Here is a 5705-nt window from a genome sequence, read left to right as displayed (position 1 = left end):
GGCGGGCGCGGTCCAGCGTCGGCGGGCCGGTGACCCGGCGGCGGCCAGGCGTGGTGCGGGGTGCTCGGCCGAGTCGGGGTCGGCGTCCATCGCCGCGAGGCGTTCCTTGATCACCTTCAGCGGCATGTAGCTGTCGCGCTGCTCGGTGAGGACGAACCGCAGGCGCTCGACGTCGGCCTGGCTGTACTGGCGGTAGCCCGACGGTGTCCGCACGGGGTCGATCAGGCCCTGCTCCTCCAGGAAGCGCAGCTTGGAGTGCGAGACGGAGGGAAACTCCTGGCCCAGCGCACGCAGGACGTCACTGATGCGCATCGTGGCCTGCCGGGAGATGCCCCGGGGCCAGGGCGCGTCGAGGTCCGCGTCATGGCCGTGCTCGCGGTCACGGTCGCGTGCGGCACCGGTCGTCACGGGGCGGGCGTTCCCGGGCCCCACTGGGCCGGCGACTGCGGGCTGGCGTGGAAGGTCAGGCGGAACTTGCCGATCTGGACCTCGTCGCCGGTCACGAGCGTGGCGGCGTCGATCCGGCCCCGGTTGACGTAGGTCCCGTTCAGGGAGCCGATGTCGCGCACGACGAACGAGTCGCCCTCGCGGACGAACTCGGCGTGCTTGCGCGAGACGGTGACGTCGTCCAGGAAGATGTCAGCCTGCTCGCTGCGGCCCGCGACCGAGCGACCGGTGTCGAGCAGGAACCGGGCGCCGAAACCGGGGCCGCGCTGCACGATGAGCAGGGCCGAGTGCCGGGGGAGGGCGGCGACGGCGGCCGCTTCCTCCGGGCTGAGGGCGGTGCGGGGCGCCTGCTCGTCGGAGGTCGGGAACGCGATGCGACCCAGGTTGGCCGTGGTATCGGGCCCGACCGGATGGGCGCTGGGGTCCGTCATCAGGTCTCCTCGGGTGCGATGTCGGTGAAACAGGGGTGACTACGTCGGTACAACGGCCGGGGCGGCGTCCGGGTTCCACTCAACCTACCCCGATCGGGGTAGTGGCGAAAACCAATGTCAGGAACCAACCCGGATAAAACTACCGACGTCCTGGGAGTTCCGCATGCTGGTTCGGCAGGTTGGGTCCGAATGGGTGTCCGGGCAGGTCAGGAAGGTGGTCGGAGTCACTTCCCGGTGTCCGGTTCCACCGGCTCGGCGTGCTCCGGCTCGCCCGGGATACGCACGGCGTCGACCTCGACCTGACCGGACCGGGTGGTGGTGGCCTCCCCACCCTCCTCGCGGATGCGGGGCAGCGCTCCGCCGGGGATCTCCAGGGCGCGGTCGATCGTGTCGGGGTCGCCGATCGCCGTCCACTCGTAGGGCGAGGCGATGGCCGCTCCGTCGAGCACGACGCCGCCACCGGAGTCCACGAAGTAGCTCGTTGTGACCAGGCGCTTGCCGTTGACCTGGATGGCCTCGGCGCCGGCGTTGCGCAGCTCCTCCAGCAGGTTGAACAGGGCCTGCGCCTCCAGGGGCTTGGCGCCGTCCGTCACGCGGATCTGCACGCCCGGGCCCTGCGCCGGGAGCCGGCCGGACAGGATGCCCTCCTGCTCGGCACGCTGCTGCGCCAGGTCACGCGCCGCCTGGTCGCGCCCGTCCTCCGACTGCAGGTCGTCCCGGATCGCCTCCAGGTCCCCGACCTCGGCGTCGAGCTGGTCGGCGCGCTGGGTCACCTCGTCCAGCAGCCGCACCAGCTCGTCCTGCCGCAGGCTGCTGAGCTGGTCACCGGTCGACTGCCCGACCTGCACCGCCAGCGCGAACCCGAGGGCCAGGCACAGCAGACCCGTCAGCAGCTCCGAGCGCGTGCCGCGCGGGCGCAGCAGCTGCCCCACCCGGCGCCAGCCGGACGGTGGCTCGGCGGGCGCTTCGGCTGGTCCGGTATCCGGCACTGGCACGGGCGCGTCGTCGTCCGGCTGTCCCGGCTCGACGGCGGTGCTCTCGACCTGCTCGGGTTCGACCTGCTCGGGTTCGGCTCGGTCCGCCCCGGTCTGTTCGGTCCCGGTCTGTTCGGTCGAGGAGGTCTCGACCGGCTCGACCCGCTCCGCGGTCCTGGGCTTGTTCGACCCGGTCTTGTCGGGCTTCGCGCCCGCGCCGTTCTTTTCCTTGCTCATGCTCACGCCTTGAAGATGTGCCGGCGGATCGAGGCGGCGTTCGAGAAGATCCGGATCCCGAGCACCACCACCACCGCCGTGGACAGCTGGCTGCCCACCCCGAGCTGGTCACCGAGGAACACGATGAACGCGGCCACCACCACGTTCGACAGGAACGACACGAGGAACACCTTGTCGTCGAACAGCCCGTCGAGCATCGCCCGCAGGCCGCCGAACAGGGCGTCCAGCGCGGCCACCACCGCGATCGGCAGGTAGGGCTGCAAGATCAGCGGCACGGTCGGCTGCAGCACCAGCCCGGCCACCACGCCGATCACCAGCCCGACGATCGCGATCATCCGTTGTCCTCCTCGGATCGGTCCTGTGTCGTGCCCGCCGTCGTGCCCGACCGCGACACCTTCGCCCACCGCAGCGTCGGGGAGCCCGCACCGGGCAGATACATCCCGTCGCTCGTGGTCACCTCGTTCTTGATGTCGTACTCCGCGCTCAGCAGCTGCAGAAAGCCCAGCCCTGCCGACCGCGCGAACTCCACCTGCATGTCCTCCGGGTCACCGACCGCCTCGATGCGGTACGTCGGCCCGTTCAGCGGCTGCAGGTCCACCAGGATCGCGTCACCCGCGTTCCGGATCGCCGAGAGCGACGTCAGCCGCTCGTCGTTGATCGCGATCGCCTCCGCACCCGCCGCCCACAGCTCGTTGACCACGAACTGCACGTCCGCGTCCCGCACCCGTGACTCCGCCGGAGCGTCCCCCGGCTCCACCAGCCCGCCACCCGAACCGTCCGTCAGCGACACCACCATGCCCGGGCCCTCCACAGGCACCGCACCGGCGACCAGCCGGTCCAGCTGGTTGACCTCCTGCAGCGCCGACGGCAGCAGCCCACCGCTCTGCAACCCCTCCACCTGAGCGCTCAGCGACGCCGTCTGCCCCGACAACGCCTCCACCTGAGCGGAGCGGTCCTGGATCTGCTCCATCAGCACCGACCGCCCCTTGGCGATCGTCGGCTGCGGCGCCCGCAGGTCCCGCACCGCCACCGCCGTCGCCGCCCCGAGCAGGATCGCCACCAGCAGCATCAGCACCACGCTGCGCCTGCTACGCCCCGCGGTCCCGCCCGCCTCCGCACGGCGCCGCGCCATCAGCGCGTACCCCGGGTCCAGCGGACGCTCGGTCACCTCCCGCAGGAGCGTCATCGACTCGTCCGGGCGCCGCGCCGTCCCCGCCCCGCCCGACACCGGAGCCGACGCCGGACCGGCCACCGGACCGGGCGGCGTCATCCCGCAGCCACCAGCCGGCGCACCTGCGCCACGTACTGCAGGCCGGCCAGCCAGTACAGGCCCACGCCCCACCACGTGAACGCCCAGCCCACCACGTGCGCGACCACGCCCACCCAGCCAGGCATCTCCGCCAGCAGCAACAGGGGGAACGCGTACAACAGGGCGAAGGTCGCGACCTTGCCCACCATCGTCACGTTCAACGTCCCGTACCCCAGACGCGCCAGCACCGGCACCGTCGCCGCCAGCAGCACGTCACGCGCCACGATCACCAGCACCAGCCACAGCGGCACCACCTCACGCCAGGCCAGGCCGATCAGGGTCACGAAGATGAACAACCGATCCGCCAGCGGGTCCAGCATCTGCCCCAGCCGCGTCACCTGGTTCAGGCGACGGGCGAGCACACCGTCCAACCAGTCCGACACACCCGAGACCGCGAGCACCACCAGCGCCCACCCGTCCTCGCCGACCACGATCAGCACCGCGAAGACCGGCACGAACGCCAGCCGCACCATGCTGATCACGTTGGGCACGGTCAGCACCCGGGAGCTCATCTCCGCCCCAGTGGACACGCTCACCGCCCTTGCTCACGCCGGTTCGTCTCGGCCGCCATACTACGGGGCGACCGTTGCGTATACGCACGGCACGCCGGTCGACGCGACCAGCACCACCCCGTGCACCACCCCTGCAACACCCAGCCTCCACCCACACCGAGACGCCGACAACACCCGCCCCACAACGCCCTCACCACGCACGACATCACCCGCGTGCTGCACGTCACGCTCCAAACCTCTGTGCCCGAGGCGCTCGCAGCCGATACAGTGGTGCCACATCCCCTTGGAGTTCGTCGTCTTCCCGTGTGTGCACGCAAAGTGCGAGACAGGCCCGCAACCTCGGTTGCGGGGAAGGTGTGTCGGGAGCGCGCGACGCGAGGGCCCTCACCTCGGCCCTGACTCCCCCACCCCACGACGAACGGTGCAGCACTGCATGTCTATCGACACCCATGACCTGATCGCGCCTGCCGACCAGCAGGAGACCGCTCAGGTCACCGCCGACTCCGGCGACCAGGCAGCCCCCGCGGCCGCCACCCCCGAGGCAGAGGCCGTCCAGGCCCCGGCCGAGCCCACCGGCCCGACCTTCGCGAGCCTCGACCTGCCCGCGCCCCTGATGGCCGCCATCGACGAGCTCGGCTTCATCACCCCCTCCGCCATCCAGGCCCGCGCCATCCCCGAGCTGCTCGCCGGCCGCGACATCACCGGCGTCGCCCAGACCGGAACCGGCAAGACCGCCGCCTTCGGCCTCCCGCTCCTCGCCGCCGTCGACCCCGCCCTGCGCAAGGTCCAGGCCCTCGTCCTGGCCCCCACCCGCGAGCTCGCCATGCAGGTCGCCGACGCCATCGAGTCCTTCGCCAGCAAGATGGACGACGTCCGCGTCCTGCCCGTCTACGGCGGCGCCCCCTACATCCCCCAGCAGCGCGCCCTGCGCGACGGCGTGCACGTCGTCGTCGGCACCCCCGGCCGCATCAAGGACCACCTCGACCGAGGCGCCCTCAAGCTCGACGACATCCGCTTCCTCGTCCTCGACGAAGCCGACGAGATGCTCCGCATGGGCTTCGCCGAGGACGTCGAGGAGATCTTCGGCCAGGCACCCACCAAGCGCCAGGTCGCCCTCTTCTCCGCGACCATGCCCCCGGCCATCCGCAAGGTCGCCGACCACCACATGACCGACCCGGTCCAGATCGCCGTCACCCGGCAGGCCTCCACCGTCACCGCGGTGCGCCAGACCTACGCCGTCGTGCCCTTCCGCCACAAGGTCGGCTCCCTGGCCCGCGTCCTCGCCACCTCCGACGCCGACGCCGCCATCGTCTTCACCCGCACCCGCGGCGCGGCCGAGGACGTCGGCTCCGCCCTCATCGAGAAGGGCATCTCCGCCGCCACCATCTCCGGTGACGTCGCCCAGAAGGAGCGCGAGAAGATCGTCGAGCGCCTCCGCTCCGGCGCCCTCGACGTCCTCGTCGCCACCGACGTCGCCGCCCGCGGCCTCGACGTCGACCGCATCGGCCTCGTCGTCAACTTCGACGTCCCCGGCGAGCCCGAGGCCTACGTCCACCGCATCGGCCGCACCGGCCGCGCCGGACGCACCGGCGAGGCCCTCACCTTCGTCACCCCCCACGAGCGCGGCAAGCTCCGCTCCATCGAGCGCACCATCCGCGCCCAGCTCGAAGAGGTCGACATCCCCTCCCCCCGGGACGTCTCCGCCCACCAGGTCAAGCGCGCCCTCGGCAAGGTCGAGGCCCGCCGCGAGGCCGGCCGCCTCGACATGTACACCGAGATGATCCGCACCTACGCC

7 protein-coding genes are annotated in these 5705 nt (G+C 71.7%); 1 reads left to right on the top strand and 6 read right to left on the bottom strand.

What is annotated here, in order from left to right; all coding sequences use genetic code 11:
• The 6 genes from PROKR_RS08580 to clsA all read right to left on the bottom strand — a co-directional run.
• The coding region (locus PROKR_RS08580) for a MerR family transcriptional regulator (RefSeq protein ID WP_425414867.1) at positions 1-408 on the bottom strand (408 nt) is incomplete at its 3' end.
• Positions 405-878 carry an FHA domain-containing protein gene (locus PROKR_RS08575; protein ID WP_020015374.1) on the bottom strand — a complete coding sequence of 158 codons (474 nt, stop codon included), beginning with the start codon at positions 876-878 and terminating at the stop codon, positions 405-407. The genes PROKR_RS08575 and PROKR_RS08580, both read right to left, overlap by 4 nt.
• Before the next feature lie 224 nt (positions 879-1102).
• A complete protein-coding gene (locus PROKR_RS08570; RefSeq protein WP_245605755.1) occupies positions 1103-2089 on the bottom strand; it encodes a DUF881 domain-containing protein in 987 nt (328 codons plus the stop codon).
• Positions 2090-2091: 2 nt separating this feature from the next.
• The gene (locus PROKR_RS08565) at positions 2092-2424 is read right to left on the bottom strand and encodes a small basic family protein (protein WP_020015376.1); all 333 of its coding nucleotides are present in this window, start codon (positions 2422-2424) and stop codon (positions 2092-2094) included.
• Positions 2421-3275: a DUF881 domain-containing protein gene (locus PROKR_RS08560; RefSeq protein ID WP_245605754.1), complete on the bottom strand. Its 855-nt coding sequence runs from the start codon at positions 3273-3275 to the stop codon at positions 2421-2423. The genes PROKR_RS08565 and PROKR_RS08560 overlap by 4 nt, the downstream gene beginning before the upstream one ends.
• 80 nt (positions 3276-3355) lie before the next feature.
• Positions 3356-3910: a cardiolipin synthase ClsA gene (gene clsA, locus PROKR_RS08555; protein WP_036961877.1), complete on the bottom strand. Its 555-nt coding sequence runs from the start codon at positions 3908-3910 to the stop codon at positions 3356-3358.
• A 433-nt stretch (positions 3911-4343) separates the two neighbouring features.
• On the opposite strand from clsA, the gene PROKR_RS08550 reads away from it, so the two are divergent.
• The coding region (locus tag PROKR_RS08550) for a DEAD/DEAH box helicase (protein ID WP_051432799.1) at positions 4344-5705 on the top strand (1362 nt) is incomplete at its 3' end.

It is taken from the genome of Promicromonospora kroppenstedtii DSM 19349, assembly GCF_000515355.1.
In the GTDB taxonomy this organism is placed as follows: domain Bacteria; phylum Actinomycetota; class Actinomycetes; order Actinomycetales; family Cellulomonadaceae; genus Promicromonospora; species Promicromonospora kroppenstedtii.
The sequence above is the reverse complement of the archived record's forward strand: the minus strand, read 5'-3'. Positions and strand labels throughout refer to the sequence as shown.